We start from the raw sequence: 24,832 nt of genomic DNA, 5'->3' as shown, positions 1-24,832 counted from the left end.
GAGCGCCTTTCGAGCCCCGGCGCAAGCCCCAGAACGGGGGTGCGGAGGGATCCGCCCGACCCGACGGGTGGCCTCGCGGCGGACCTCGCCGGCGCCCTCGCCGACCCGCCTCGGACGGGTGCCGACTATGGGTGCGGGACCCCCGTCCCAGGTGGTCCGTGACGTCCGGCCGATCCCGACGTTTGACTCTCGTCATGAGGAAGTTCGCCTAGGATTTCTCCCGATGAGTCACATCGACGCACGTTGGGCGCAGCTGCTGGGGACGGTCGATCCGGCCGTTCTCGGTTCGCGCGTGCGTGCCGCTCGGGTGGCCCGGGGCCTCAACCAGGCCGACCTCGTCGGCGAGGCGTACTCCGTGGGCTACGTCTCCCGGATCGAGTCCGGCGCCCGGCGCCCGACCCTCGCGGCGCTGACGGTGATCAGCGAGCGGCTCGGCGTCGACGTCGCCGAGCTGGTCGCCGGTGCGTCCGAGGCCGAGGTCGACGAGATCCGGCTGGGGCTCAGCTACGCCGAGCTCGCGCTCGAGAACGGCGAGGCCGTCGACGCCGAGCGCCAGGCCCGCGCCGCGCTCGCGCGCGCGGAGGGGGTGTCGGTCACCGACCTCACCGTCCGGGGCAGGTTCGTCGTGGCCCGCTCGCTGGAGGTGACGGGGCGGCTCGACGACGCGATCCGCGAGCTCGAGTCCCTGCTCGCCGACGTCGGCGGGGTCGCGGCCATCAAGTGCGGCATCGCGCTGAGCCGCTGCTACCGGGAGGCCGGCGACCTCGCCCTCGCCATCGAGGTCGGCGAGCGGATCCAGCCCGAGATCGTGGCCAGCGGGCTGGAGCGCACCGACGAGGCGGTGCAGCTGGCCATGACGGTCGCGCTCGCCCACATCGAGCGCGGTGACCTCAGCCGGGCGACCCGGATCTGCACCGACGCGATCGCGCTCGCCGAGGAGATGGCCTCGCCGGTGGCCCGGAGCGCGGCGTACTGGAACGCGAGCATCGCCTACTCCGAGCGCGGCGAGACGCAGTCCGCGCTGACCCTGGCCACCCGGGCGCTCGCGCTGCTCGGCGAGGGCCAGGACGCCCGCAACCTCGCCTACCTGCGTCTCGAGCTCGGCCGGCTGCACCTCGGGTCCGAGTCGCCCGACGTGGAGACGGCGATCAAGCACGTCACCAAGGCGGCCGACGAGCTGCAGTCCTCCAGCGGGTCCACCGCCCAGGTCGCCCACGCCCAGACCATCCTGGCGCGGGCCCTGGTGATGGACGGACAGGCCGACGAGGCGCTGGACGTCGCCACCGCCGCCCGGGCCGGCACCCCGAAGGAGGCCAGCCTCGGGGCGGCCGAGGCCGCGATGGCACAGGCCGAGGCGCTGGCCGAGCTCGGCCGCGACGACGAGGCCGTCGAGGCCTGCCGCGAGGCGGCCGAGCTCCTGTCCCGGCGGACCGAGGCGGACCGCTGGGTGGCCCAGGCGTGGTGCGAGCTGGCGGACCTCTTCGAGTATCTCGGCGAGGTCGCCGCCGCCCATGCCGCCATCAAGTCGGCGGCGAGTGCCAGCGGGCTGCGGCTGCGCGCGCGTGCGGGCCGGGCCCAGCGGCCCGTCCGGGTCTCCTAGATCTGCTGGATCAGCAGCAGCCGGCCGGGCGGTCGGCGAGCACGACCGACGCGCCGGTCGACGGGGCGCCCAGGGTGGCGGCCAGGGTGGCGGCGAGAGCGGCGGCGGTGGCGGCGAGGATCTTGCGAGTCTTCATCGGGGTTCTCCTTCTGGGGGGCGGTGGCCGAGCGCTCGGGACGCCGGCTCACCCGGTTGCCAATGAGGTTGTCACATCTTGGTAAGTAGGGGAATGTTTCCGGGTCAAGCCTTGACCGAGGCTCGACAAGGCCGCGCGACGCCGGCGGTGCGCGACACCGGGCGCGCTCCGGCCCCGGTCGGGCACCGCCCGACATGCCGCCCGCGGACCCGCGCGGGCCACCCCGAGGTAGCTGCGACACGGTGTCAGCCTCGGCTCGGGAGGGGCTCCTCCTCGGGGCTCGGGAGGTCGCGACGGGGTTCACGCAGCACTGGTGTGCGGGGGAGCCCGGTCTGATCCGTCGGCCTGTGGAGAGGCCGTGGACGGCCTTGCCCGGCCCCGCGACGGGCGCCTATGGTCCAAAGCGACCCGAGGGCCGGCGCCGGATGGGTCCGACCGGCAAGATCTCTCGGGCGGATCGCAGTTGTGGCGAGCGTGGGCTCTCCTCTTTCAGGAACGCGTGGGGGTGCGTTCCGCGACATTTCTTGGGGACCCGAAATGACGTCATTGAGCGAGCACTCAGCTCGCGTCACCGAGCTACGGCCCACCGGCCGTACCGGTCGACCGCAACCTCGCCACAGCGAGATGGTCACCGACTCCGACCTGCTGATCCGCTGCCGCCGCCGCGACTCGGATGCCTGGAACCAGCTGGTCAGCCGCTACGAGCGGCTGGTCTACACCGTCGCCCTGCGCAACGGTCTCAGCGCCGAGGACGCCGCTGACGTCACCCAGGCCACCTTCGTGGCCCTCATCGACGCGCTCGACCGGCTGCGCGACGACGAGAAGCTCGCCTCCTGGCTGATGACGGTCGCGCGCCGGCAGGCCTGGCGCTCCCGCAACCTGAGCCGGCGCACGACCTCGCTCGACAACACGCCCGAGGAGTCCAGCGACCCGTTCGCCGACTGGGCCACCACCACCGCGCTCCACGACGCCCTCTCCACCCTCGGCGGCACCTGCCGCGACCTGCTGCTCGCGCTCTACTTCGAGCCGGAGACCCCCAGCTACGCCGAGATCGCCGAGCGCTTCGGGCGGTCGATCGGAGGGATCGGCCCGCTCCGCGGCCGCTGCCTCGACAAGCTGCGGGTGATCATGGGGGAGGAGGCGTGAGCACCGCGCGGCCGAGCTTCACCGAGCTCGTCGACTGGCTCGACGGCCGACTCGCCACCGAGGCGGCCGAGGACGTCGCGTCGTACGTCGCCGTGGGCGACCCCGCGACCCTCGAGAGCGTCGAGTGGATCCTCGAGTTCGTCTCCGGTGCCGCCTCCATGCCCCTGCAGCAGCGTCCGCCCGAGCTCGGCCTCCGGCTGCGCGGGGTCTTCGACCAGCTGCACCGGCCGCGGCAGGGCCGGGACTGGTCCGACGCCGCCCTGCTCCACGACACCCGCTCCCAGGTCGGGGTGGCGGGTGTCCGCTCGCTCGGCGACGGCGGCGTCCATCTCGCCTTCGACAGCGAGCTCGGGCGCTTCGTGCTCGACGCGACCGCCTCGGGCGTCGGCGAGGTCGACGTCCAGGGGCTGGTCATGCTGCCGTCGGGCGTCGGCGGCCTCGATCTCGCCTTCCTCGAGCGTGGCGACCTGCGCCGAGCGGTGCGGTCCACCCCCGACGGCCGGTTCGACGCGCGCGGGGTGCCCGTCGGCGTCGACGAGCTGTGGCTGACCTCCGGACCGACGCGGGTCCGGGCCCTGCTCGACCTCCGCTCCTGAGGTCATGAGTCTCGGGGACTGCCTGCCGGCCGGTGCCGGGGGTGACATCGACGACCTCATCGACGAGGCCCAGCACTGGCTCCATCGCGACACCGAGCGGTGCGCCGAGCTGCTCGACCGGGCCGAGTCGGGCCTGGCCGGTCAGCGCGACGTCGCCCGGGTCGCCTGGCTGCACCGGCTGCGCGGAGACCTCGCCGTCGCGTCGGGCGAGCTCGGCGCCGCGGCCAGCGCCTACCGCACCGCCCGGCGGCACTGGCTCGCCGCGGGCGAGCCGGCCGAGGCCGTCCGCGCGGCGGCCGGCGGACTCGAGGTGCAGCTCCTGGTCGGCGAGTTCGCGGCCGCCGAGGCGGGCCTGCTGCGGCTCCAGGCCGAGCTCCGCGCGCTCGCCCGTCACGACCTCCGGGTGCCGCGGCTCGGCGCGCTCGTGCAGCGCCAGCTCGCCGACGCGCGCGCGGGCCGGGGCGAGCTGGGCGCCGCGCTGCGCCAGTACGACGGTGCGGAGAACCTGTTCGCCGCGCTCGGAGACGTCGACAGCATCGCGCGCCTGCAGCACCGCCGTGGACTCGCCGCGCTCGACGCGGGGCTCACCCACAGCGCGCTCCTCGAGCTCGACCGGTCCCGGCGGGCCTACGCCGCCGCCGGCCAGCCCGACCGTGCCGCCGCCGTCGCGACCCGCGTGGCGGAGGCGTACTCCGCCACCGGTCAGGTCGCCCGTGCCCTCGACGTCCTCGACTGCGTCGCCCCGGACGTCCCGCACACCCAGTGGCACGTCGCGCTCCACGCCCTCGTCCGCTCGGGCGCCCTGCTGCGTGCCGGCTGTGCCGCCGAGGCGCATGCCGAGGCCTGTGCCGCCGAGGAGGTCTTCGTCCGGATCGGTGCTGTCGAGCACTCCGCTCGCGCCGCCCTCGCGAGCGCCCGGGCCTCCCTGGCGTGGGGACGTCGGCGGGCCGCTGCCGCCGAGCTGGAGGTCGCGGACCGCCTCTTCGGCGAGTGCGGCAGCCGGCAGATGCGGCTGCGCACCTGGCTGCTCCGGGCCGAGGTGGCCCGGGCGCTCGGCGACCTCGACGGCGCCCGCGCGGCGGCCGACCGGGTGCTGGCCGCCGAGGACGCCGACACGCCGCCGGCCGTCGCCGTCCACGCCCGCCTCGCCGCCGCCCGGGTCGCCGAGGTCGACGCCGCCACCGTCCTGCTCGACGAGGCCGACCAGCGGGCCGCCCAGGCCGGGAGCCCCGAGCTGGAGGTCGACGTCCTGCTCGCCCGAGCCCGCCACGAGCGCCGCACCCGCCAGGTCGCCGAGGCGGTCGAGACCCTGCGTCGAGCGCTCGCCGCCGGCCGGGCCTGGGAGCAGCGGCTCGGCCCGCGCGGGCGGGTCGGCTGCCCGTCGCTCACCGACGCCGCCGAGGAGCTGATCCTGCTGCTGATCGAGCGCGGCGACCACGCCGGCCGGGTCGAGGCGCTGCGCCGGGCCCGGGCCGCCAAGCGGGCCCCGGTGCGGCTGCCGGTCGCCGACCCGGCCCGATCGGCGGCACCGGTCGAGCGCGGGCGGCGGCTGGAGTCGCTGCTGGCCGACGCCGTCGCCGTCGCCGCGGTCGTCCGGCCCGGGGAGCCCGTCGAGGAGGTGCTGCCGTCGGTGCCCGACGGCTCGCTCGTCGAGTTCTACGTCGCCGGCGACGACATCGTGGTGTTCGTGGCCCGCGACGGCCACGTCGACGCGCGGGTGCTCACCAGCGCCACCGAGGGCAGCCGCCGGCTGGTCCGGGCGTGGCAGCAGGAGTGCCTGCTGATGGCGCCGGGCTGTGGTGTGCCGGCCGGCCACACCAGCTCGGCCGCCCTCGACGGGCTCTTCGACCTGCTCCTGGCGCCCGTCGTGGACCTGCTCGAGGACCTCGACGACCGGCTCCAGGTCGTGGGCCACCGCCACCTCCACGGCGTGCCCTTCGACGCACTGCTCGACGAGGTCGGTCCGTGGTACTCCCATCTCGCGCGGCCCGGCGCGCCGGCCGACCCGGCCGGTGAGCCGGCCGCCGCGGCCGCCCTCGGGACCCTGGTGATCGCCGTACCCGACGCGAACGCGCCGTCGATCGCCGACGAGGCCGCGATGATCCGCCGGGTGCTGCCCGCGGCCGAGGTGCTGGTCGGCCCGGCCGCCACGAGCGCCGCCGTCGCCGGGCGCTCGGCCGGCGCCGAGGTCGTGCACTTCGCCTGCCACGGCGTGTTCCGCCCGGACGACCCGCTCGGCTCGGGCCTGCGGCTCGCCGACGGCTGGCTGCGCGCCGGTGACGTCGCCGCGGGGGCCGTCCCCCTCGACGGGGCGGTCGTGGTGCTGAGTGCGTGCAGCTCCGGGCGCTCGCCCGACCACACCGCCGAGGAGGTCGGGCTGGTGCCGGCCTGCCTGGCCGCCGGAGCCCGGGGCGTGGTCGCGGCGCTGTGGGCGGTCGACGACGAGGTGACCCTCGAGCTGATGACGCACTTCTACGACGAGCTGGCGGCGGGCAGTGAGCCGGCGGTGGCGCTGCGCCGGGCCCGGCGCCGGGTGGCGCGACGGCATCCGCACCCCTACCACTGGGCCGCGTTCCGCTACGTCGGGAGGAGCTGAGCGAATTCCGCTCGGCCCGGATCAAACAGCCGGTTCGGTGCACTAGTGGCACGTGTCCAGTCGATCCGATGACGACGGCGAGCTGCGGGCGGACCCCGACCAGCACGCCGCGACCCTGCGCGCCACCCGTGACGCCCACCGCGACGCCCAGGCCATCCTCGCCCTCGCCGGGCAGGTGCGCGACGAGGCGAGCGGGGCCGCCGAGGCCATCGTGCTCGAGGCTCGGGAGGCCGCCGAGCGCACCCGGCTGGAGGTCGCCGAGTGGGCCGCGGAGCAGCGGACCAAGGTGGACGCCCTGGTGCACGACCTGGCGGAGGCGGCCACGCTCGACGCCGACGTGATCCGTGCCGAGGCGCTGCGCACGTCGATGACCGAGGCCGAGGAGACCGCCCGGCACTACGTCGCCGAGGCGACCGTGCGCGCCGAGCAGGCCGCTCGCCGGATCCGGAGCGAGGCGCACCTGGTCCTCGAGCACGCGACTGAGCTGTGCGACGAGGTCACCGAGGCGATCGCCGACCTGACCTGGGCCGCGGCGGCGGTCTCCTCGCGGATCGAGGGCGCCCGGGCCCGGATGGCCGACGTACTCGCCCAGCACGCGCCGCCCGAGGCCGGCCCCGACGAGGTCGAGGAGGCCGACGGCCTGGGAGGATGACGCCGTGAGCTCCGACCTCTACGCCGTCACCGTCATCGGCCACGACCGCCCCGGCATCATCGCGGCCACCACCGCCGGCCTCGCGGAGCTCGGGCTCAACATCGAGGACTCCACGATGACCCTGCTGCGGGGCCACTTCGCGATGATGCTGCTGTGCCGGGGTGACGCCGACGCCGCCGCGATCGAGCGGGTCCTCGCGCCGCTCGCCGCCGACGGTGACCTCGACGTCGCCGTGCGTCCGGTCGCCGACGTGGCCACGGTCGCGCCGGGCGGCAGCGCCTGGGTGCTCACCGTCCACGGCGGTGACCGCTCCGGGATCGTGTCGGCCCTCATCGCCGAGGTCGCCGCGGCCGGCGGCAACGTCACCGACCTCACCACCCGCCTCGCGGGCGACCTCTACCTGCTCGTCGCCGAGCTCGACCTGCCCGCCGGCACCGACGTCGCGGCCGTCGAGGACGCCATCCGGGCCTCGGCCGAGCGGGTCGGTGTCACCGCCACCCTGCGCCCGGCCGAGGCCGACGAGCTGTGAGCGGCGAGCGGGTCGCGGCCTGGACCGAGGCCGAGCTCGGTGTCGCGGGGAAGGTGCGCGAGGTCGTCCGCGCGCCCGAGGGCGTGCTCTCCGCCCGCGGCGCCGACGTCGACCCCACCGACCCCGAGATCGTCCTGCTCGCCGCCGACCTGGTCGCCACCATGCGGGTCAGCCCGGGTTGCGTCGGCCTGGCCGCCAACCAGGTCGGAGTCGGCGTCCGCGTCTTCTGCGTCGACGTCGCCGCGCACCCCAAGACCCGCACCCACCACGGCACCTTCGTGCTCTGCAACGCCGAGGTGGTCGAGTCTAGCCGCAACGAGCGGGCCCGCGAGGGCTGCATGAGCGTCCCCGACCTCACCGGCGACGTTAAGCGCGCCGCGCGGCTGACCGTCCGCGGCCAGCTCCCCGGGACCGGCGAGACCGTCGCCTTCGCCACCGACGCGTTCGAGGCGCGGGCGCTGCAGCACGAGATCGACCACACCGACGGGCTGCTGTTCCTCGACCGGGTCGCCGGCGCGCACGCGATCTATCCTCGCCAGACGTACCTGTAGGTCGGCCCCGCGGCCGCCACGCAGGGCCGCGCCCCCGTATCCCAATCGGCAGAGGAAGCCGCCTTAAAAGCGGCGCAGTCTGGGTTCGAGTCCCAGCGGGGGCACCCTTCTGCTCAGAGCAGAACTCCGCGCCGACAGCCCGGCCGGGCCGACCCGCCGACCTACGATGAGGCATGGCCGAGGAGACGAACGCGGCGGAGCCGCTGTGGCGGGACCTGGTGGGACGACGGCTGCGCGACCTGCGCCGGGGGCGTGGTGAGACGCTGACCGAGACGGCCGGCCGGGCCGGCATCTCGCCGCAGTACCTCTCGGAGATCGAGCGGGGGATCAAGGAGCCCAGCAGCGAGATGATCGCGGCCGTGCTCGGGGCGCTCGGCACGACCCTGCTCGACCTCACCACCTCGGTCGCCGGCGACCTCCAGCCGCTCGCCGCGCCGGTGTCGGTGCGCGGCGGCTACGCCCTGGCGCTCGCCGCCTGAGTCACCACCGCCGGTCCGCGTTCCTCGATCACGTGGTCGATCAGCCCGTACTCGCGGGCGCCCGACGCCGTGAACACCCGGTCGTGGTCGGTGTCGGCGCGCAGCGTCGCGGTGTCCTGGCCGGTGTGCCGCGACAGGATCTGCTCGATGTCGGCGCGCACCCGCACCACCTCGTCGGCCTGCAGGATCAGGTCGGGGATCGCGCCGCGGCCCTGCGCGGCCGGCTGGTGCAGCACGACCCGGGCATGGGGGAGCGCGGAGCGCTTGCCCGCCGCGCCGGAGGCGAGCAGCACCGCTCCGACCGCGATCGCCTGCCCGATGCAGGTCGTCGCGACCTGCGGCCGGATGAACTGCATGGTGTCGTGCACCGCCAGCATCGCGCTCGGGTCGCCGCCCTCGCAGTTGATGTAGAGCTGGATGTCGCGGTCCGGGTTGTCGGCCTCGAGATGCAGCAGCTGGGCGACCAGTGAGTTCGCGACCCCTGCGTCGATGGCGGTCCCGAGATAGACCACGCGCTCGGTCAGCAGGTGCGAGTAGACGTCCATGATCCGCTCGCCCCGCGGATGCTGAGCGATCACATTGGGGACCAGGTAGCTGCTCACCGCCCCACCCCCAGGCCGAGGGGGACCCGCCGGGGCGGCATCAGCACGTCGTACGACGACACGATCTCATCCACGAAGCCGTACTCCAGCGCCTGCTCGGCGGAGTACCACCGATCGTGCAGCGAGTCCTCGAACACCCGCTCCAGCGGCTGTCCGGTGTCCTCGGCGATCAGCGCGAGCACCGTGTCGCGGGTCTGGCGCAGGTCCTGGGCCTGCAGCTCGATGTCGACGGCGGTGCCGCCGATGCCGGCGGAGCCCTGGTGCATGAGCACCCGGGCGTGGGGGAGCGCGCGCCGCTTGCCGCGGGTGCCGGAGGACAGCAGGAACTGCCCGGCGCTGCAGGCGATGCCGAGGGCCAGCGTCGCCACGTCGCACGGCACCAGCCGCATCACGTCGCGCATGGCGAGCATCGCCGGCACCGAGCCGCCGGGGGAGTGGATCCACAGCGCGATGTCGGCGCCGGGGTCGTCGGCGGCCAGCGCCACCAGCTGGCTGGTCAGCAGCACGCCGTTGTCGTCGTCGAGGGGGCCGTCGAGGACCAGCACGCGCTGCTGGAGCAGCTCGCGCCGGACCCGGTCGTCGAAGGTGCGTGGTCGGTTGTCGTCGCTCATGGGGCCACTGTCGGCGGCCCGATCGCGCCGGAGAAGGCGGATCCGCCCACGGCAGCGGTGCGCTGCCGACAGCAGCAGTTGACTTCAGGTCCACCTGAAGCGAGACAGTGATGGCATGCACCGTCACGAGCACCATCACGACCAGACCCTCGCCGAGCTGCGGGACGCGCTGACCGCCGGCTTCTGGGACGAGCGGTACGCCGGTACGGACCGGGTCTGGAGCGGTCGGCCCAACCAGCGCCTGGTCGAGCAGACCAGCGACCTCACCCCCGGCACCGCCCTCGACGTGGCCTGCGGCGAGGGCGGCGACGCGATCTGGCTCGCGCACCAGGGCTGGCAGGTCACCGCCGTCGACGTCTCCCAGGTCGCGTTGGCCAAGGTCGCCGCGCACGCCGAGGACGAGGGGGTCGAGGACCGGATCAGGCTCGGCTTCTACGACGCGCTCGCCGACCCGCGGCCCGCGGGCCGGCGTACCTTCGACCTGGTGACGGTCAGCTTCCTGCACGTCCCGCAGCCGGACTTCGCGGAGATCTACCGGGGGATCGCCGCCGCCGTCGCGCCCGGCGGCCGGCTGCTGGTCACCGCCCACCACCCCGACGACGTCGCCACGGGTGCCCGCCACGACCACGGCCCCGGCCTGATGTTCGAGCCGGACCGGGTCCTCGAGGCGCTCGGCGCCGACCAGCCGGACGGCCCGTGGGTGGTCGAGGTCGCCGAGACGCCGGTGCGGGAGCAGGCCACCCCCGACGGTCCGCTGCTGGTCCGCGACACGGTGGTGCGGCTGCGGCACAACTGATCCACAGGTTGGGGAACCTTCGGCAGTCGTCGTACGTTCCCCAGGCATCGAGACACCTAGACTGTAGGTGGAGGGCAGCCACCGTGGCCGCCCGGCAGACTCGCAAGCCTGCGGAGGAGACCATGCAGAGCAACAACCCCGTGTTCCGGCGCTCCGAGGAGTTCAACCGGTCCGGAGCCGCTGCCTACCAGGGCTTCGGTGAGCCGCAGCAGTACGGCGGCTACGCCCAGCCCGGCTACCCGGCGCCCGAGGCCCCCGCCCGCCAGGGCCGGATGACCATCGACTCGGTCGTGCAGTCGACCGCGATCACCCTCGGCATCACGATCCTCGCCGCCGCGGCGACCTGGTTCCTGACGCCGGACCTCGACAACGCCGACGCCGTCGGCACGCTCTCCGGCATCATGATCGTCGGCGCCGGCGCGGCCTTCATCCTGTCGCTGGTCAACTCGTTCAAGCGGGTGATCAGCCCCGCCCTGGTCATCGCGTTCGCGCTCGCCGAGGGTGTCGCCCTCGGTGGCATCAGCAAGCTGTACGACGCCGTCTACGGCGCGGACTCCTCCGGTATGGGCGGCATCGTCGTCCAGGCCGTGATCGGCACCTTCGCCGCCTTCGGTGGCACGCTCGCGGCGTACAAGTTCTTCGACATCAAGGTCGGCCAGAAGTTCCGTACCTTCGTGATCGCCGCGATGTTCGGCATGGTGGCGCTCAGCCTGATGGAGCTGGTGCTCGGCCTCTTCGGCGGCGGCGTCGGCATCTTCGAGAACGGCACCCTCGGCCTCCTCTTCGCGGTCGCCGGCCTGGTGCTCGGTGTGTTCATGCTCATCCTCGACTTCGACTTCGTCGAGCAGGGGATCGCCAACGGCCTCCCGGAGCGCGAGTCGTGGCGGGCCTCCTTCGGCCTGCTCGTCAGCCTGGTCTGGATCTACACCAACCTGCTCCGGATCCTCGCGATCCTCCAGCAGGACTGACCTCCGCGTCGTACGACGGCCCCGGCTCCACCTCGGTGGGACCGGGGCCGTCGTGCGTTGCGGTGGGCTGGGGGCGGGTGGGCTGGCGTGGTGGCGTGCCGACGGGGCTGTAACACGGAGTTCGCTGCTCTGGCGGACCCGTGTCAGGTGTATCGGACCCGCACGGACCCCCTTTCGCGACGTCTTGGGTCAGGTAGAGCGGCGGACTGCGTGTTACAGCGCCTCCGCGCCGACCCGCACCGACCCGCACCGACCCGCACCGACCCGCACCGACCCGCACCGAGCACCCCACCCCGACCTCAGGCCGGGTCGGGCGCGCTCTCGTGCTCCTCGGGCGCCTCACCGGGGACGTGATGGCGCGAGCGGCGGTGCCGCAGCTCGACCCACAGCCCGCGCATCCCGGCGCGGCGGCCGCCGACCTCGGTGCCGCCGAGCTCGGTGCCGGGCTCGTTGACGGCCTGGACCGCGGCGCGGGTGACGGGGAGTACGCCCTCGCCGCGGTAGGCCTCCAGGCCGGCCTCCTCGGGCGCCTGCTCGAGGGCGGCCAGCACCGAGGGGACCAGGACGTCGGCGAGCGCCTTGTAGCCCTCGGCCGACGGGTGGAACTGGTCGGGGCCGAACAGCAGCGCGGGCGCGGCCGCGAACTCGGGGCCGAGGATGTCGCCGAGCGACACCGTGCGGCCGCCCTCCTCGACGACGGCGATGGTCTGCGCGGCGGCGAGCCGGCGCGACCAGGCCCGGGCGACCTGGCGCAGCGGAGGTGCGATCGGCTGGATGGTGCCGAGGTCGGGGCAGGTGCCGACCACCACGGTGGCGCCCGCGCCGATCAGCCGGCGTACGCCGTCGGCGAGCGCGCGCACGGAGTGGGAGGGCCGCACGGTGTGGGTGACGTCGTTGCCGCCGATCAGGATGACCGCGACGTCGGGCTCGATCGGCAGGGCGCGGTCGACCTGGGCGGCGAGGTCGGAGGACTTGGCGCCGACGACGCAGAACTCGCGCAGGTAGACCCGGCGGTCGGCGTGCTCGGCGACGGCGGTTCCGATCAGCGCGCCAGGCGTCTCCTCCACCCGCTCGACGCCGTAGCCGGCCGCGCTGGAGTCGCCCAGGACGGCGATCCGGATCGCGGGCCCGGGTCGGCCGCGGCCGTACCAGCCGGTCGCGTCCGGCGGCGGCTCGTCGCGCGCGGGGCCGATGGTCTTGCGTGCGATCCGCGCCTCGGCGGACAGCACGCCGTAGAGGCCGGCGCCCAGCGCGGACAGCCCGCCCCCGCCGTACAGCGCGGCGGCGGCGAGCTTGCGGGCTGCGGACGCCTTGCTCACGCACGCCATGCTACGGAGACACCGATACGGTGTTCGCATGGAGTACGTCGAGTCCCTGCTGGAGCTGATCGGCAACACCCCGCTGGTCCGGCTCAACCGTTCCCTCGACCTGCCCGCCGACGGACCGTTGGTGCTGGCCAAGGTGGAGTACCTCAACCCCGGCGGTTCGGTGAAGGACCGGATCGCCACCCGCATGATCGAGGCCGCGGAGGCCTCGGGCGCGCTGCAGCCCGGCGGCACGATCGTCGAGCCGACGTCCGGCAACACCGGCGTCGGGCTGGCGATGGTGGCCCAGCAGAAGGGCTACAAGTGCATCTTCGTGTGCCCCGACAAGGTCAGCGAGGACAAGCGCAACGTCCTCAAGGCGTACGGCGCCGAGGTGGTCGTGTGCCCCACGGCCGTCGCGCCCGAGCACCCCGACTCCTACTACAACGTGTCCGACCGGCTGGCCAACGAGCCGGGGGCCTGGAAGCCCGACCAGTACTCCAACCCCCACAACCCCCGCTCCCACTACGAGGAGACCGGCCCCGAGCTGTGGCGCCAGACCGAGGGGCGGATCACCCACTTCGTCGCGGGCGTCGGCACCGGCGGCACCATCTCCGGCATCGGCCGCTACCTCAAGGAGCAGAACTCCGACGTCCAGGTCGTCGGCGCCGACCCGGCCGGCTCGGTCTACTCCGGCGGCACCGGCCGGCCCTACCTCGTCGAGGGCGTCGGCGAGGACTTCTGGCCCGAGACCTACGACCGGGGCGTGGCCGACCGGATCATCGAGGTCTCCGACGCCGACTCCTTCGCCTTCACCCGGCGGCTGGCCCGCGAGGAGGCGCTGCTGGTCGGCGGCTCCTCCGGCATGGCGGCCTACGCCGCGCGCCAGCTCGCCCAGGAGCTCGCGGCCGAGGGCCGCAACGACGCGGTGATCGTGGTCCTGCTGCCCGACTCGGGACGCGGCTACCTCAGCAAGGTCTTCAACGACGACTGGCTCGCGCAGTACGGCTTCAGCACCGGCCAGCCCCGCCCGGCCCAGACCGTCGGCGAGATCCTGCGCTCCAAGAGCGGCGGCCTGCCCGCTCTGGTCCACACCCACCCCAACGAGACCATCGCCGAGGCGGTCCAGATCCTGCAGGAGTACGCCGTCTCCCAGATGCCCGTCGTCCGCGCCGAGCCGCCGATCGTGGCGGCCGAGGTGGCCGGCTCGGTCTCGGAGCGGGCGCTGCTCGACGCGCTGTTCACCGGCAAGGCCAAGCTGACCGACTCCGTCGAGCAGCACATGTCCGCGGCGCTGCCGACGATCGGCTCCACCGAGGACGCCACGGCGGCCGTGCCGCTGCTGGAGTCGGCGGACGCCGTGCTCGTCCACGAGGACGGCAAGCCGGTCGGGGTGCTCACCCGCCACGACCTGCTCAACTTCCTCGCGCGGGGCTGACGCCGCAGTCGTGGGTCAGTGACGCTCCTCGAGGCCGACCGCCTCGCGGAGCCGGCGGGCGGCCACGCGCAGCTCCTCGGAGTCGGCGGCGTGGTGCGTCATCAGGTCCGACAGCGCCTCGGCGATGACGTTGAGCTTCTCCTGAGCCGCCTCCTGGCCGCGCCGGCTGGCGTTCTCGAGGAGCACGAGCAGGAGCAGGGACAAGATCGCGGAACCGGTGTGCAGGCCCAGCTCCCACTTGGTGGTGCTGCCCCACAGCGGCTTGCTGAGCGCCCACGCGAGCAGGGCGACCACGATGACGCCGAAGAAGGGCGCCCGGCTGATCCGGAGGTTGATCGCGTCGACGAACCTCTCGAAGACACCCGGTCCGTCGGTGCTGTGGCGGGACTGTGCCGCGGGGTTCTCCTGCATGGCGGGAGGCTACGTCAGGGACGGTGCCAGGAGCTCGAGGCGCGGGGCGCCCAGTAGCGACAGGTGTGGTGGGCGGCGAAGCCCAGTGCGTCCCAGAACGCGCGGCCGCCCGGGTTGTCGGTCTCGACGTGCAGCCACGCGGTCAGCGCGCCCCGCTCGGCCGCCCAGCCCAGCAGCTCGCCGACCACGGCGGTCGCGAGGCCGCGCCGGCGGTGGGCCGGGTCGACGGTGACCGCGTGCAGGCCGGCCCAGTCGCCGTCGACGACGGCCTGCGCCTCGGCCACCGGGTCGCAGCCGGCGTCGACCGACGCGACGGCGCGTACGCCGTCGGCGGAGAGCTCGACCTGGTGCGCGCTCGCGCGGGGGAGGGACCGCCGGACCCGGGCCACCGAGGCGAGCAGGAGGTCGGACTCGCCGTACGCCAGCCGCTGCCAGCCCGCGCGGGCGAAGGCCTCCTCGACCGCCGAGTCCGCCTCCACCTGGACGAGCGGGTCGCGCCCCCGCGCGGCGTAGAACGCCTCGACCGCGGCCACCGCCTCGGGGAAGGGCAGGCCGGGGTCGCCGATCGCCAGGCAGGAGTTGGCGCGCTTGAGCAGCCGGCCGACCGGTGCGCGGTCGGTGCGCAGCTCCCAGTCGCCGAGCGGCTCGCGCTCGACAGTGGTCCACAGCCCACCGGTGCGGGACTCGGCATCGCGCGCGCTCACCCGCAGCCGGGCGGCCGGCCGGGGCGGGACCGGCTTTCCGGACACGATGTCGGCGATCGCGACGGTGACCGCCGCGCCGGTCTCGGGCTGCACCACGCAGGCTCCGTCGGCCCACGACAGGCAGACGCCGAGCACGTCGGTGAAGGCCGGGCCGCCGCTCGGCCCGGTCACCCCCCGCAGCAGCCGGCGGACGACGACCCGCTGGCCCACGACGTGGGGACCGAGCAGGTGCTGCCCCGGCTCGTGTCCATTTTCCTGGGGTCCTGACGCGTCCGGCACGACCGGGATACTAGGCTGAGCCCCGACACGAAACACTTTCGTGTCGAGCATCCGCGCTCGTTGGTCTCAGGAGGAATCGATGACCTACGTCATCTCGCAGCCGTGCGTCGACGTCAAGGACCGTGCGTGTGTCGACGAGTGTCCCGTCGACTGCATCTACGAGGGCAAGCGGATGCTCTACATCCACCCCGACGAGTGCGTCGACTGCGGCGCCTGCGAGCCGGTGTGCCCGGTCGAGGCGATCTTCTACGAGGACGACGTGCCGGAGGAGTGGAAGGACTACTACGACGCCAACGTCAAGTTCTTCGACGACCTCGGCTCGCCGGGCGGTGCCGCCAAGATGGGCGAGATCGACAAGGACGCCGAGTTCATCGCCGCGCTCGAGCCGCAGAACCAGGATCACTGAGCCGCCTTGGTGACGCCGGGAGCCGTCTCGGGCCGGCTGCCCGACTTCCCCTGGGACAAGCTGACCCAGTACGCCGCGCAGGCGCGTGAGCACGCCGACGGGATCGTCGACCTGTCGATCGGCACGCCGGTCGACCCGACGCCGTCGGTCGCGCGTGAGGCGCTGGTCGCCGCCGCCGACGCCCCGGGGTACCCGCTCACCGTGGGTGTCCCGGAGGTGCGGCAGGCCGTCGTCGACTGGCTTGCCGGCACCCACGGCGTCACCGGCCTGGGCCCGGACCAGGTGCTGCCGCTGATCGGCTCCAAGGAGCTGATCGCCTCGCTGCCGAGCTTCCTCGGCCTCGGCCCCGGCGACCTGATCGGCTACCCGGAGCTGGCGTACCCGACGTACGAGGTCGGGGCGGCGCTGGTCGGCGCCCGCGCGGTGGCGAGCGACTCGCTCACCGCCTTCGGTCCCGAGACCCCGAAGCTGCTGTGGGTGAACTCGCCGTCCAACCCGTCGGGCCGGGTGCTGCCCAAGGAGCACCTCAAGAAGGTCGTCGACTGGTGCCGCGAGCGCGGGGTCCTGCTCGTCTCCGACGAGTGCTATCTCGACTGCGTGTGGGAGGGCGAGGCCCTCTCCGTGCTCCACCCCGACATCTGCGGCGGCTCCGCCGAGGGCATCCTGGTCGTCCACTCGCTGTCGAAGCGCTCGAACCTCGCCGGCTACCGCTGCGCGTTCGTCGCCGGAGACCGTGCGGTGATCGCCGAGCTGCTCGCGGTCCGCAAGAACATGGGCCTGATGATGCCCGCGCCCCAGCAGCACGCCATGGCCGCGGTGCTCGGCGACGAGGCCCACGTCAAGGAGCAGCACGAGCGCTACCGGGCCCGTCGTACGACGCTCCGCGCGGCGCTAGAGGCGGCCGGCTACACCATCGAGCACTCCGAGGCCTCGCTCTACCTGTGGACCACCAAGGGGCCCGACGGCCCCGACTGCTGGGCGCTCGTCGCCGAGCTGGCCGCCCAGGGCATCCTGGTCGCGCCGGGCGACTTCTACGGCGCCGCCGGCTCGCACCACGTGCGGATCGCGCTCACGGCGACCGACGAGCGGATCGCGGCGGCGGTGGAGCGGCTCACACCCGCTTGATCGTCACGCTCCGGCCGAGCACGCGAAGCAGCTGATCGAGGTCGCCCGGGTCCGACGTCAGCAGGTGGGAGTCGTCGTCGCACAGCACGGCCACGTGCGCAACGACGATGTCGCTCGTGCCGGTCTCGGCGAGGAGGCGGCCGATCCGTCGTGACGACCCGGGGTCGATCGGCCGCTCGTCGATACCGCGCAGAGTGGTCGCCAGGAGCGCCTGCCGGGCTCCGTCGCGCCAGACCTGGGCGACCGCGCCGCTGCTGGTCCGAACCGGCACGCCCTCCGCCTGCGCGGTGCGGATCTTGGCGAGCACCGCGCGGTGGCGCCACTCGACGGCGAGCAGCGCCCCCGTGTCCAGGACCAGGCTCATGACGAGGGCTCTTCGGTCCAGCGCGCGGGCTTCTGCCGGAAGAAGGCCCGGGCCTCGGCCAGCTCCTCCTCGGTGAACGCGCCGTACTCAGCCTCGAACTCGTCGAGAGCCTTGCCCAGCAGCTGGTTGCGCAGCTTCATCTCGGCGGCGCGCGACATCCAGGCGCTGACCGACTCTCCAGAGCTCGCGGCCGCTTCGCGGATGGCGCTGCCGGTGTCGTCGTCGACGTTGATGGTGATCCGATCCATGCCTCCACGGTAAGCGCATACAATCGTATGCACAACGCGGATGCCGCCGTCTGTGGAGAACTCAGCGGAAGACGTCGATGTGCACGTGGTCCCGGTGCTCGAGCACCTTGCGGTCACCGGCCGACGACGGCGGGTCGTAGTCACGCCAGCCCTCGCGGCCGGCGGTCCAGATCCTCGCGTCGAAGATGACGGTGCGGATGTCGAGCCGCGCCGCGTTGGCGACCGCCCAGTGCGCGATCGCCCAGCCCTTGGCCTTGTTCGCCTTGGAGATCGGGCGCACGAAGACGTCGATGGCGCGCCCGTCGTAGTGGGCGGAGCCCTCCATGTGACCGGTGCTCACACCCTCGGGCTCGAAGCCGCCGAGCTGCAGCCGGCCGAACCGGGTGAGCAGCTCGGTGCGGACCGTGTCGGCGCGCGGGGTGAGGCCGCTGGCGACCAGCTCGGCGTCGGCCGTGGGGGCGCCGCCCGCGAGATCGCAGCTGAAGCTGGCGGGGGAGTAGCCGGTGAGCGCGGAGGCGAGGGCGCGGCCGTCGGCCTCGTGGTCGGCGTACGCGTCGGGGAAGGCGGAGCGCTGCACCTCCTGGGCCGCGACGGTGATCTCCATCGTCTCGTAGCCGTCGACGCGCACCAGCGCGTCGTAGAACGCATTGGTGGCGTAGACCGGGTCGAGGATCTGCTTGCGGGTGCCCCAGCCCTGGGAGGGGCGCTGCTGGAACAGGCCGAGGGAGTCGCGGTCGCCGTAGTCGATGTTGCGCAGCTTCGACTCCTGGTACGCCGTCGCCAGGGCGATCGACGTCGCCCGCGCCGGCAGCCCCCGGCGGACGGCGACCGCGGCGATCAGCGCGGCGTTCTCGGCCTGCTCGCCGCTGACGTCGACGGTGTGGCCGCCGACGGTGACGGTGCAGTCACCGCTCGGGCCGCCGACCAGCTCGTCGGTGGCCCGGAGCACGCCGATGCCGATCGCCACCACGGTCGCGAGGACCGTGATGGCGACGACGACGCCCCAGGCCCTGCGCTTCACGGGACCAGTGTGCGTGGGGGCTGGTGACGGCGCGGCGTGCTCAGTTGGCGTGCAGCGCGGCGTTGAGGGCGATCCCCTCGCCCTGCCACGGGACCGCCTCGATCGCGCCGGAGACCGAGTTGCGGCGGAACAGCACGTTGCTGGCGCCGGACAGGTCGGCCGCCTTGACCACGCGGGCGTCCTGGCCGGGCTCGAGCACGGTGACCTTGGTGCCGGCGGTGACGTAGCAGCCGGCCTCGACGACGCAGTCGTCGCCGAGCGAGATGCCGATGCCGGCGTTGGCGCCGAGCAGGCAGCGCCGGCCCACCGAGATGACCTGCTTGCCGCCGCCGGACAGGGTGCCCATGATCGAGGCGCCGCCGCCGACGTCGGAGCCGTCGCCGACGACGACGCCCGCGGAGATCCGGCCCTCGACCATGGACGTGCCGAGAGTGCCGGCGTTGAAGTTGACGAAGCCCTCGTGCATCACGGTGGTGCCCTCGGCGAGGTGGGCGCCGAGGCGGACCCGGTCGGCGTCGGCGATGCGGACGCCGGAGGGGATGACGTAGTCGACCAGGCGCGGGAACTTGTCGACGCCGTACACGGTGACGTGCTGGCCGGCGGCCTGCAGCCGGGCCCGGGTCAGCTCGAAGTCCTCGACGGCGCACGGGCCGGCCGAGGTCCACACGACGTTGGTGAGCAGGCCGAAGATCCCCTCCAGGCTCTGCCCGTGGGGCTGGACCAGCCGCGCGGAGAGCAGGTGGAGGCGCAGCCACACCTCGACGGTGTCGGCGGGCGCGGCGGCGAGGTCGGCGATCTCGACCAGGTTGACCTTGCGGGTGACCCCGCGCGCCTCGTCGGCGCCCTCGAGCGCCAGCAGCTCCGCGGGCGGCTGCGCGTCGGCGGGCCTCTCGCCCAGCGCGGGCGAGGGGAACCAGGTGTCGAGGACCACTCCCGGTGCGGAAGCGGTGTCGGCGGTGGAGGTCGTCAGGCCGAAGCCCCAAGCGGCGGTCACGTGAGCAGATTCTAGGGCGTCGCGGGAACCGCCGGTCGCGCGGCGTCGTCCCACGGACATGGCTCTCGGACCCCGCCTCCTGCTCGCGCCGCTGCTGCTCGCCGTGCTGGCCTTCGCCGGCTGTGACGACGGACCGGTCCGGCTCGAGGTCACCGTCCAGGACTGGAACGGGTGGACCGAGGAGCAGCCCGAGCCGGTCGTGACGAGCTACGAGCTCGCCGCGGGCGAGAGCTTCACCGTCGAGGTGGTGGGCACCGAGGAGCTGGTCGTCACCGTCGTCCAGGTCGACGGCGGCGAGGTGGCGCTGGAGACCAGCGCCCCGATGGCCGGCGAGGGCGACGGCGGCGGCACCGACATCCGGCACCCGCGCACCGAGTTCTCGCTGGACCGGGCCGGCGCCGTCAGCTTTACCACGCCCACCCTCGACGGAGGTACGACGGTCACCGTGGCCGAGCGGTGACCGAGCGGTGACTCAGCCCTCCGCGAGGATCGCGAGCTGCCGGCTCTGCGCGATCAGCCGGCCCTGCTCGTCCCACAGCTCGACGTCCTCGTCGTGGTAGCCGGCGATGACATGGCGGGTGACGACGTGGCCGAGCGCCCAGACCGTGTCGGGACGCCGGCGGTAGTGGACGGTGAGCTGGATGGTGGCCGAGGCGAGGTGCCCGATCTCGGCGGTCACCGGCGGGAAGGCGTCGACCATCGCGCCGGCCAGCAGCGCGTCGACGGGACGCTCGTCGACCGCGCGGATCCAGCACAGCGACTCGGTGACCCCGGTCGGGTCGCCGCGCAGCCAGCCGGCGACGACCGGCGCGCGGTAGCTGTAGCGGTCCAGGATCGGCACCATCCCGGCCGGGATCAGCTCGCTCGCGTCGGTGCACTCCTCGGGCCGGGGTACGTCGGGGGCGGCGTGCGGGGTGTGCTCGACGCTCCCGGTCGCGTCCCAGTCGTGGGTGCTGACCACGGCGTGTGCGATCTCCTTGGCGTCCTGCACCAGCACGGCGTCGTACGTCGACACCCGGCGGCCCTTGCGCACCTCCCGGACCCGGATCTCGGCGGGCCCGGCGACCGCGGGACGGAAGTAGGTGATCGCGATGGTCAGCGGGTCCGGGTGCGCCGACTCCTGGAGCACGGCGTGCTGGAGCAGGGCGAGGACGTAGCCGCCGTTGGGGGTGCCGTTGGCGGTGTTCCAGTCGGCGGTGACCTGGACCCGGTGCGTGCCGTCGCCGAGGGGCTCCGACTCGACGGCGTCGTCGAGGAGATAGCTCACCGGGCCATCCTCGCTCACTCGCCGGTGACGCCGTCGAGGCACTCCCGCAGCAGGTCGGCGTGCCCGCAGTGGCGGGCGTACTCCTCGACCATGTGCAGCAGGATGTCGCGGATGCTCGAGGTCTCGGTGCCCTTGCGGAAGGTCACCACCCGGCCGAGCTCCTCGTCGGTCAGCCGGTCCAGCCAGGCGTCGGCGAGACCCACCTGCTCGCGCCAGGCGGCCCAGGCCTCAGCCACGGCCGCCTCGGTGGGCTCGACCACGGCGAACCCCGCGTCGCCGTCGTCGTAGATCCGCTCGCCCTCGACCTCGACCAGGGCCCGCTGGAACCAGAAGTGCTCGACCCGCGCGAGGTGCCGGACCAGGCCCAGCAGGCTCATCGAGCTCGGCGGCACGGAGCGGGTCGCCAGCTGCTCCGGCGTCAGCCCGGCGCACTTGCGCTCCAGGGTCTCGCGGTAGTGGGTGAGGTACTCGCGCAGGTTCGCCAGCTCGCCGGTCATGGACTCACCGTAGGCCCGGGCGCAATCCGGTTTCCCGTACGGCGCCCGGCCGCCGTACGCTTGGGCACACAGCGTTCGAGCCGTCATCAGCGGCGAGCTCCGGGAAGAAAGCCGACAGGCAAGTAGAACCCGGCGGGCAGGCCCGTCACAGCCGTGAACGAGAGGCCCCGCGCGCAGGTCGGTGCGGGGCAAGCAGGGTGGTACCGCGGTCCTCCAGGATCGTCCCTGCGGCACAGCCCGCAGCTGCAGACGAAACCAGGAGACCGAAGCCCGATGACCTATCCGAAGGTCACCACCGACCCGACCGCCGGCCAGGGTGCCGTCCCGAGCTCGCCCCGCTTCCCGCGGATCGAGGAGGGGGTCCTCGCCTACTGGGCCGAGGACGACACCTTCCGCGCCAGCGTCGAGCAGCGCGACCCCGGCGCCCACGGCGAGAACGAGTTCGTCTTCTACGACGGCCCGCCGTTCGCCAACGGCCTGCCCCACTACGGCCACCTGCTCACCGGCTACGTCAAGGACATCGTCCCGCGCTACCAGACGATGCGCGGCAAGCGCGTCGAGCGCCGCTTCGGCTGGGACACCCACGGCCTGCCCGCCGAGCTCGAGGCGATGCGGCTCAACGGCATCAAGACCACCGACGAGATCGTCGAGATGGGCATCGACAAGTTCAACGACGCCTGCCGCGCGTCGGTGCTCAAGTACACCGGCGAGTGGCGCGACTACGTCACCCGCCAGGCGCGCTGGGTCGACTTCGACAACGACTACAAGACCATGAACCCCGAGTTCATGGAGTCGGTGCTGTGGGCCTTCAAGAGCCTGTTCGACAAGGGCCTGGTTTACGAGGGCTTCCGGGTGCTGCCCTACTGCTGGAACGACGAGACGCCGCTGTCCAACCACGAGCTGCGGATGGACGACGACGTCTACCAGATGCGTCAGGACCCCGCCGTCACCGTGGGCTTCCGGATCACCACGCCGGGGCCGTTCGAGGGCGCCCGGCTGATGATCTGGACGACGACCCCGTGGACGCTGCCCAGCAACCTCGCGGTGATGGTCGGCACCGACATCGACTACGTCGTCGTCGACCACGAGGGCGACCGGCTCGTGCTCGCCGAGGCCCGGCTGGCGGCGTACGCGCGCGAGCTGGGGGACGAGCCGGCGGTCACCTGGCGCGGCAAGGGCTCCGACCTGCTGGGGCTGGTGTACGCGCCGCCGTTCTCCTACTTCGCCGACCACGCCAACGCCTTCCGCGTCGTGGCCGCCGACGAGGCCGTGACGACGACCGACGGTACCGGCCTCGTGCACAGCGCCGGCGCGTTCGGTGAGGTCGACAAGGAGGTCACCGACCGCGAGGGCATCGAGCCGGTGATGCCGGTCGGCAAGGACGGCCGGTTCACCGTGCCGGTCGACGACTACGCCGGGATGCTCGTCTTCGACGCCAACCCCCACATCATCGACGACCTCAAGGCTGTCACCAACGGTGGGCAGGGCGGGGCGGTCACGCCCGGCACCCTGCTGCTGCGCCGCGAGACCTACGACCACTCCTACCCCCACTGCTGGCGCTGCCGCGAGCCCCTGATCTACAAGGGCGTGAGCAGCTGGTTCGTCGAGGTCACCGCGTTCAAGCAGCGGATGGCCGAGCTCAACCAGGACATCCGCTGGGTGCCCGAGCACATCAAGGACGGCCAGTTCGGCAAGTGGGTCGACAACGCCCGCGACTGGTCGATCACCCGCAACCGGTTCTGGGGATCGCCGGTGCCGGTGTGGAAGTCCGACGACCCGGCGTACCCCCGCGTCGACGTCTATGGCTCCTTCGAGGAGATCGAGCGCGACTTCGGGCGGCTGCCGCTCAACGCCCAGGGCCAGCCCGACCTGCACCGGCCGTGGGTCGACGAGCTGACCCGGCCCAACCCCGACGACCCGACCGGGCGGTCGACGATGCGCCGCGTCGCCGACGTCCTCGACGTGTGGTTCGACTCGGGGTCGATGTCGTTCGGGCAGGTGCACTACCCGTTCGAGAACAAGGAGTGGTTCGAGAACCATTTCCCGGCCGACTTCATCGTCGAGTACATCGGCCAGACCCGCGGCTGGTTCTACACGCTGCACATCCTGGCCACCGCGCTGTTCGACAAGCCGGCGTTCTCGTCGTGCATCAGCCACGGCATCGTGCTCGGCTCCGACGGCAACAAGATGTCGAAGTCACTGCGCAACTACCCCGACGTCTCCGAGGTCTTCGACCGCGACGGTGCCGACGCGATGCGCTGGTTCCTGATGGCCTCGCCGATCCTGCGCGGCGGCAACCTGGTCGTCACCGAGCAGGGCATCCGCGACGCCGTGCGCCAGGTGATGATCCCGCTGTGGAACACGTGGTACTTCTTCGCGCTCTACGCCAACGCGGAGCAGTACGACGCCGCGGGCCGCACCGACTCCACCGACCCGCTCGACCGCTACCTGCTGGCCAAGACCCGGCAGTACGTCGAGAAGCTCACCTCCGAGCTCGACGACTATGCGATCGCCGACGCGTGCGAGACGACGCGGTCCTTCCTCGACGTGCTGACCAACTGGTACGTCCGCCGGTCGCGCGAGCGGTTCTGGGAGGGCAAGCCGGAGGCGTTCGAGACCCTCGCCGCCGTCCTCGACATCGTCTGCCGGGCCGTGGCGCCGCTGCTGCCGCTGACCACCGAGGAGATCTGGCGCGGCCTGACCGGTGGCCGCTCGGTGCACCTGGCCGACTGGCCGGATGTCTCGGCGCTGCCGACCGACGACTCGCTGGTCGCGGCGATGGACGAGGTGCGCGAGGTGTGCTCGGCCACCTCCGCGCTGCGCAAGGCCGCCCGCCTCCGCAACCGGCTGCCGCTCTCCGGCCTGACCGTCGTCGTGTCCGACCCGGCCGCCCTGGAGCCGTTCGCCGCGATCGTCGCCGACGAGCTAAACCTCAAGTCGGTGCGCCTCGTCGGTGCCGACTCCGACGAGGCGGCCGGCTACGGCGTCGAGCAGAGGCTCTCCGTCAACGCCCGTGCCGCCGGCCCACGCCTCGGCAAGGACGTCCAGCTCGCCATCAAGGGCGCCAAGTCCGGTGACTGGTCGGTCGACGCGTCCGGCGCCGTGACCGCCGGCGGGCTGGCCCTGGTCGAGGGCGAGTACACCCTCGAGACCGTCGCCGGCGACGCCGCCGAGGGCACCGCAACCGGCATGCTCCCCGGCGGTGGCTTCGTCGTCCTCGACACCGTGGTCACGCCCGAGCTCGCCGAGGAGGGCCTGGCTCGCGACCTGGTGCGCGCCGTCCAGCAGGCGCGGCGCGACGCCGACTTCCGGGTCACCGACCGGATCGAGCTGGTCGTCTCAGGCACCGCGCCCGTCCTCGCCGCGGCCCGCGCCCACGAGGCGCTGATCGCGGGGGAGACCCTGGCGACGTCGTACACCGTGGCGGAGGAGGCGCCCTCCGGCGCGACCGAGGTCGTGGTCGGCGACGGCGACAAGGCGGCGATCGCGGTCGCGCTCGCCTGACCCGGAGA

The 24,832-nt window shown here is 73.3% G+C and carries 27 protein-coding genes and 1 tRNA gene; 16 read left to right on the top strand and 12 right to left on the bottom strand.

Annotated features, from left to right (window positions below; genetic code table 11):
• The first annotated feature begins 223 nt into the window (after positions 1-223).
• Entirely contained in the window at positions 224-1,600 is a 1,377-nt protein-coding gene (locus JOD66_RS03925; protein ID WP_204835622.1) for a helix-turn-helix domain-containing protein, read from the top strand.
• Between the two features lie 10 nt (positions 1,601-1,610).
• On the opposite strand, the gene JOD66_RS28925 is transcribed toward JOD66_RS03925, so the two are convergent.
• Positions 1,611-1,736: a hypothetical protein gene (locus JOD66_RS28925; RefSeq protein ID WP_275579792.1), complete on the bottom strand. Its 126-nt coding sequence runs from the start codon at positions 1,734-1,736 to the stop codon at positions 1,611-1,613.
• Positions 1,737-2,360: 624 nt separating this feature from the next.
• On the opposite strand from JOD66_RS28925, the gene JOD66_RS03920 reads away from it, so the two are divergent.
• From JOD66_RS03920 to JOD66_RS03885, 8 genes are all read left to right on the top strand, one after another.
• A complete protein-coding gene (locus JOD66_RS03920) occupies positions 2,361-2,882 on the top strand; it encodes an RNA polymerase sigma factor (protein ID WP_204835621.1) in 522 nt (173 codons plus the stop codon).
• Positions 2,879-3,478, top strand: coding sequence for a hypothetical protein (locus JOD66_RS03915; RefSeq protein ID WP_204835620.1), 600 nt, complete (start codon positions 2,879-2,881; stop codon positions 3,476-3,478). Before JOD66_RS03920 ends, JOD66_RS03915 begins: the two co-directional genes overlap by 4 nt.
• 4 nt (positions 3,479-3,482) lie before the next feature.
• Entirely contained in the window at positions 3,483-6,074 is a 2,592-nt protein-coding gene (locus JOD66_RS03910) for a CHAT domain-containing protein (protein ID WP_204835619.1), read from the top strand.
• Between the two features lie 52 nt (positions 6,075-6,126).
• A complete protein-coding gene (locus tag JOD66_RS03905; RefSeq protein ID WP_204835618.1) occupies positions 6,127-6,726 on the top strand; it encodes a hypothetical protein in 600 nt (199 codons plus the stop codon).
• A 4-nt stretch (positions 6,727-6,730) separates the two neighbouring features.
• On the top strand, positions 6,731-7,255 hold the full coding sequence (locus JOD66_RS03900; protein ID WP_204835617.1) for a glycine cleavage system transcriptional repressor: 525 nt from the start codon (positions 6,731-6,733) through the stop codon (positions 7,253-7,255).
• Positions 7,252-7,806 carry a peptide deformylase gene (locus JOD66_RS03895; RefSeq protein ID WP_204835616.1) on the top strand — a complete coding sequence of 185 codons (555 nt, stop codon included), beginning with the start codon at positions 7,252-7,254 and terminating at the stop codon, positions 7,804-7,806. Before JOD66_RS03900 ends, JOD66_RS03895 begins: the two co-directional genes overlap by 4 nt.
• 30 nt (positions 7,807-7,836) lie before the next feature.
• Positions 7,837-7,910: transfer RNA gene (locus JOD66_RS03890), tRNA-Leu, on the top strand.
• Between the two features lie 69 nt (positions 7,911-7,979).
• Complete coding sequence (locus tag JOD66_RS03885) at positions 7,980-8,285, top strand: helix-turn-helix domain-containing protein (RefSeq protein WP_204835615.1); 306 nt, start codon at positions 7,980-7,982, stop codon at positions 8,283-8,285.
• Here the strand turns inward: JOD66_RS03885 and JOD66_RS03880 are convergent.
• On the bottom strand, positions 8,261-8,887 hold the full coding sequence (locus tag JOD66_RS03880) for a ClpP family protease (RefSeq protein WP_307823279.1): 627 nt from the start codon (positions 8,885-8,887) through the stop codon (positions 8,261-8,263). The genes JOD66_RS03885 and JOD66_RS03880 overlap by 25 nt on opposite strands.
• Positions 8,884-9,498, bottom strand: a complete 615-nt coding sequence (locus JOD66_RS03875; protein WP_204835614.1) for a ClpP family protease — start codon at positions 9,496-9,498, stop codon at positions 8,884-8,886. The genes JOD66_RS03880 and JOD66_RS03875 overlap by 4 nt, the downstream gene beginning before the upstream one ends.
• A gap of 115 nt (positions 9,499-9,613) precedes the next feature.
• Between JOD66_RS03875 and JOD66_RS03870 the strand changes: the two genes are divergently transcribed.
• Both JOD66_RS03870 and JOD66_RS03865 read left to right on the top strand, forming a co-directional pair.
• Positions 9,614-10,294: an SAM-dependent methyltransferase gene (locus tag JOD66_RS03870; protein WP_204835613.1), complete on the top strand. Its 681-nt coding sequence runs from the start codon at positions 9,614-9,616 to the stop codon at positions 10,292-10,294.
• Between the two features lie 122 nt (positions 10,295-10,416).
• Positions 10,417-11,262 carry a Bax inhibitor-1/YccA family protein gene (locus JOD66_RS03865; RefSeq protein ID WP_204835612.1) on the top strand — a complete coding sequence of 282 codons (846 nt, stop codon included), beginning with the start codon at positions 10,417-10,419 and terminating at the stop codon, positions 11,260-11,262.
• A gap of 299 nt (positions 11,263-11,561) precedes the next feature.
• Here JOD66_RS03865 and JOD66_RS03860 read toward each other — a convergent pair whose 3' ends face one another.
• Positions 11,562-12,581, bottom strand: a complete 1,020-nt coding sequence (locus tag JOD66_RS03860; RefSeq protein ID WP_204835611.1) for an SGNH/GDSL hydrolase family protein — start codon at positions 12,579-12,581, stop codon at positions 11,562-11,564.
• Positions 12,582-12,618: 37 nt separating this feature from the next.
• Between JOD66_RS03860 and JOD66_RS03855 the strand changes: the two genes are divergently transcribed.
• Positions 12,619-14,004, top strand: coding sequence for a cystathionine beta-synthase (locus JOD66_RS03855; protein WP_204835610.1), 1,386 nt, complete (start codon positions 12,619-12,621; stop codon positions 14,002-14,004).
• A 15-nt stretch (positions 14,005-14,019) separates the two neighbouring features.
• Here the strand turns inward: JOD66_RS03855 and JOD66_RS03850 are convergent, their stop codons facing one another.
• Entirely contained in the window at positions 14,020-14,415 is a 396-nt protein-coding gene (locus tag JOD66_RS03850) for a low affinity iron permease family protein (RefSeq protein ID WP_204835609.1), read from the bottom strand.
• Positions 14,416-14,429: 14 nt separating this feature from the next.
• A complete protein-coding gene (locus tag JOD66_RS03845; RefSeq protein ID WP_204835608.1) occupies positions 14,430-15,398 on the bottom strand; it encodes a GNAT family N-acetyltransferase in 969 nt (322 codons plus the stop codon).
• 79 nt (positions 15,399-15,477) lie between these two features.
• Between JOD66_RS03845 and fdxA the strand changes: the two genes are divergently transcribed.
• On the top strand, positions 15,478-15,804 hold the full coding sequence (fdxA, locus tag JOD66_RS03840; protein ID WP_141797961.1) for a ferredoxin: 327 nt from the start codon (positions 15,478-15,480) through the stop codon (positions 15,802-15,804).
• A 9-nt stretch (positions 15,805-15,813) separates the two neighbouring features.
• The gene (gene dapC / locus JOD66_RS03835; protein ID WP_204835607.1) at positions 15,814-16,929 is read left to right on the top strand and encodes a succinyldiaminopimelate transaminase; all 1,116 of its coding nucleotides are present in this window, start codon (positions 15,814-15,816) and stop codon (positions 16,927-16,929) included.
• On the opposite strand, the gene JOD66_RS03830 is transcribed toward dapC, so the two are convergent.
• From JOD66_RS03830 to dapD, 4 genes are all read right to left on the bottom strand, one after another.
• Positions 16,916-17,293 carry a hypothetical protein gene (locus JOD66_RS03830; RefSeq protein ID WP_204835606.1) on the bottom strand — a complete coding sequence of 126 codons (378 nt, stop codon included), beginning with the start codon at positions 17,291-17,293 and terminating at the stop codon, positions 16,916-16,918. The genes dapC and JOD66_RS03830 overlap by 14 nt on opposite strands.
• A complete protein-coding gene (locus JOD66_RS03825) occupies positions 17,290-17,541 on the bottom strand; it encodes a YlcI/YnfO family protein (protein ID WP_204835605.1) in 252 nt (83 codons plus the stop codon). The genes JOD66_RS03830 and JOD66_RS03825 overlap by 4 nt, the downstream gene beginning before the upstream one ends.
• 61 nt (positions 17,542-17,602) lie before the next feature.
• Positions 17,603-18,562 carry a VldE C-terminal domain-containing protein gene (locus JOD66_RS03820; protein ID WP_204835604.1) on the bottom strand — a complete coding sequence of 320 codons (960 nt, stop codon included), beginning with the start codon at positions 18,560-18,562 and terminating at the stop codon, positions 17,603-17,605.
• 40 nt (positions 18,563-18,602) lie between these two features.
• Positions 18,603-19,556: a 2,3,4,5-tetrahydropyridine-2,6-dicarboxylate N-succinyltransferase gene (gene dapD / locus JOD66_RS03815; protein WP_204835603.1), complete on the bottom strand. Its 954-nt coding sequence runs from the start codon at positions 19,554-19,556 to the stop codon at positions 18,603-18,605.
• A gap of 58 nt (positions 19,557-19,614) precedes the next feature.
• Here dapD and JOD66_RS03810 point away from each other — a divergent pair, with 58 nt between their 5' ends.
• Positions 19,615-20,016, top strand: coding sequence for a hypothetical protein (locus JOD66_RS03810; protein WP_204835602.1), 402 nt, complete (start codon positions 19,615-19,617; stop codon positions 20,014-20,016).
• Between the two features lie 12 nt (positions 20,017-20,028).
• On the opposite strand, the gene JOD66_RS03805 is transcribed toward JOD66_RS03810, so the two are convergent.
• Positions 20,029-20,823, bottom strand: coding sequence for an acyl-CoA thioesterase (locus JOD66_RS03805; RefSeq protein ID WP_204835601.1), 795 nt, complete (start codon positions 20,821-20,823; stop codon positions 20,029-20,031).
• A gap of 14 nt (positions 20,824-20,837) precedes the next feature.
• Positions 20,838-21,320 carry a DinB family protein gene (locus JOD66_RS03800; RefSeq protein WP_239545065.1) on the bottom strand — a complete coding sequence of 161 codons (483 nt, stop codon included), beginning with the start codon at positions 21,318-21,320 and terminating at the stop codon, positions 20,838-20,840.
• 273 nt (positions 21,321-21,593) lie between these two features.
• Here JOD66_RS03800 and ileS point away from each other — a divergent pair, with 273 nt between their 5' ends.
• Positions 21,594-24,824: an isoleucine--tRNA ligase gene (gene ileS, locus JOD66_RS03795; protein WP_204835599.1), complete on the top strand. Its 3,231-nt coding sequence runs from the start codon at positions 21,594-21,596 to the stop codon at positions 24,822-24,824.
• The last annotated feature ends 8 nt before the right edge of the window (positions 24,825-24,832 follow it).

This window comes from Nocardioides nitrophenolicus (assembly GCF_016907515.1).
Classification (GTDB): domain Bacteria; phylum Actinomycetota; class Actinomycetes; order Propionibacteriales; family Nocardioidaceae; genus Nocardioides; species Nocardioides nitrophenolicus.
Note: the sequence above shows the minus strand (reverse complement) of the source record. Positions and strands in the feature narration are given on the sequence as shown.

What these genes read in the sequence shown, in the direction of transcription:
- JOD66_RS03925 (WP_204835622.1), top strand. Translation starts at nt 224, where the DNA reads ATGAGTCACATCGACGCACGTTGGGCGCAGCTGCTGGGGACGGTCGAT.
- JOD66_RS28925 (WP_275579792.1), bottom strand. Translation starts at nt 1,736, where the DNA reads ATGAAGACTCGCAAGATCCTCGCCGCCACCGCCGCCGCTCTCGCCGCC.
- JOD66_RS03920 (WP_204835621.1), top strand. Translation starts at nt 2,361, where the DNA reads ATGGTCACCGACTCCGACCTGCTGATCCGCTGCCGCCGCCGCGACTCG.
- JOD66_RS03910 (WP_204835619.1), top strand. Translation starts at nt 3,483, where the DNA reads ATGAGTCTCGGGGACTGCCTGCCGGCCGGTGCCGGGGGTGACATCGAC.
- JOD66_RS03885 (WP_204835615.1), top strand. Translation starts at nt 7,980, where the DNA reads ATGGCCGAGGAGACGAACGCGGCGGAGCCGCTGTGGCGGGACCTGGTG.
- JOD66_RS03875 (WP_204835614.1), bottom strand. Translation starts at nt 9,498, where the DNA reads ATGAGCGACGACAACCGACCACGCACCTTCGACGACCGGGTCCGGCGC.
- JOD66_RS03870 (WP_204835613.1), top strand. Translation starts at nt 9,614, where the DNA reads ATGCACCGTCACGAGCACCATCACGACCAGACCCTCGCCGAGCTGCGG.
- JOD66_RS03865 (WP_204835612.1), top strand. Translation starts at nt 10,417, where the DNA reads ATGCAGAGCAACAACCCCGTGTTCCGGCGCTCCGAGGAGTTCAACCGG.
- JOD66_RS03855 (WP_204835610.1), top strand. Translation starts at nt 12,619, where the DNA reads ATGGAGTACGTCGAGTCCCTGCTGGAGCTGATCGGCAACACCCCGCTG.
- JOD66_RS03850 (WP_204835609.1), bottom strand. Translation starts at nt 14,415, where the DNA reads ATGCAGGAGAACCCCGCGGCACAGTCCCGCCACAGCACCGACGGACCG.
- fdxA (WP_141797961.1), top strand. Translation starts at nt 15,478, where the DNA reads ATGACCTACGTCATCTCGCAGCCGTGCGTCGACGTCAAGGACCGTGCG.
- JOD66_RS03830 (WP_204835606.1), bottom strand. Translation starts at nt 17,293, where the DNA reads ATGAGCCTGGTCCTGGACACGGGGGCGCTGCTCGCCGTCGAGTGGCGC.
- JOD66_RS03825 (WP_204835605.1), bottom strand. Translation starts at nt 17,541, where the DNA reads ATGGATCGGATCACCATCAACGTCGACGACGACACCGGCAGCGCCATC.
- JOD66_RS03810 (WP_204835602.1), top strand. Translation starts at nt 19,615, where the DNA reads ATGGCTCTCGGACCCCGCCTCCTGCTCGCGCCGCTGCTGCTCGCCGTG.
- JOD66_RS03800 (WP_239545065.1), bottom strand. Translation starts at nt 21,320, where the DNA reads ATGACCGGCGAGCTGGCGAACCTGCGCGAGTACCTCACCCACTACCGC.
- ileS (WP_204835599.1), top strand. Translation starts at nt 21,594, where the DNA reads ATGACCTATCCGAAGGTCACCACCGACCCGACCGCCGGCCAGGGTGCC.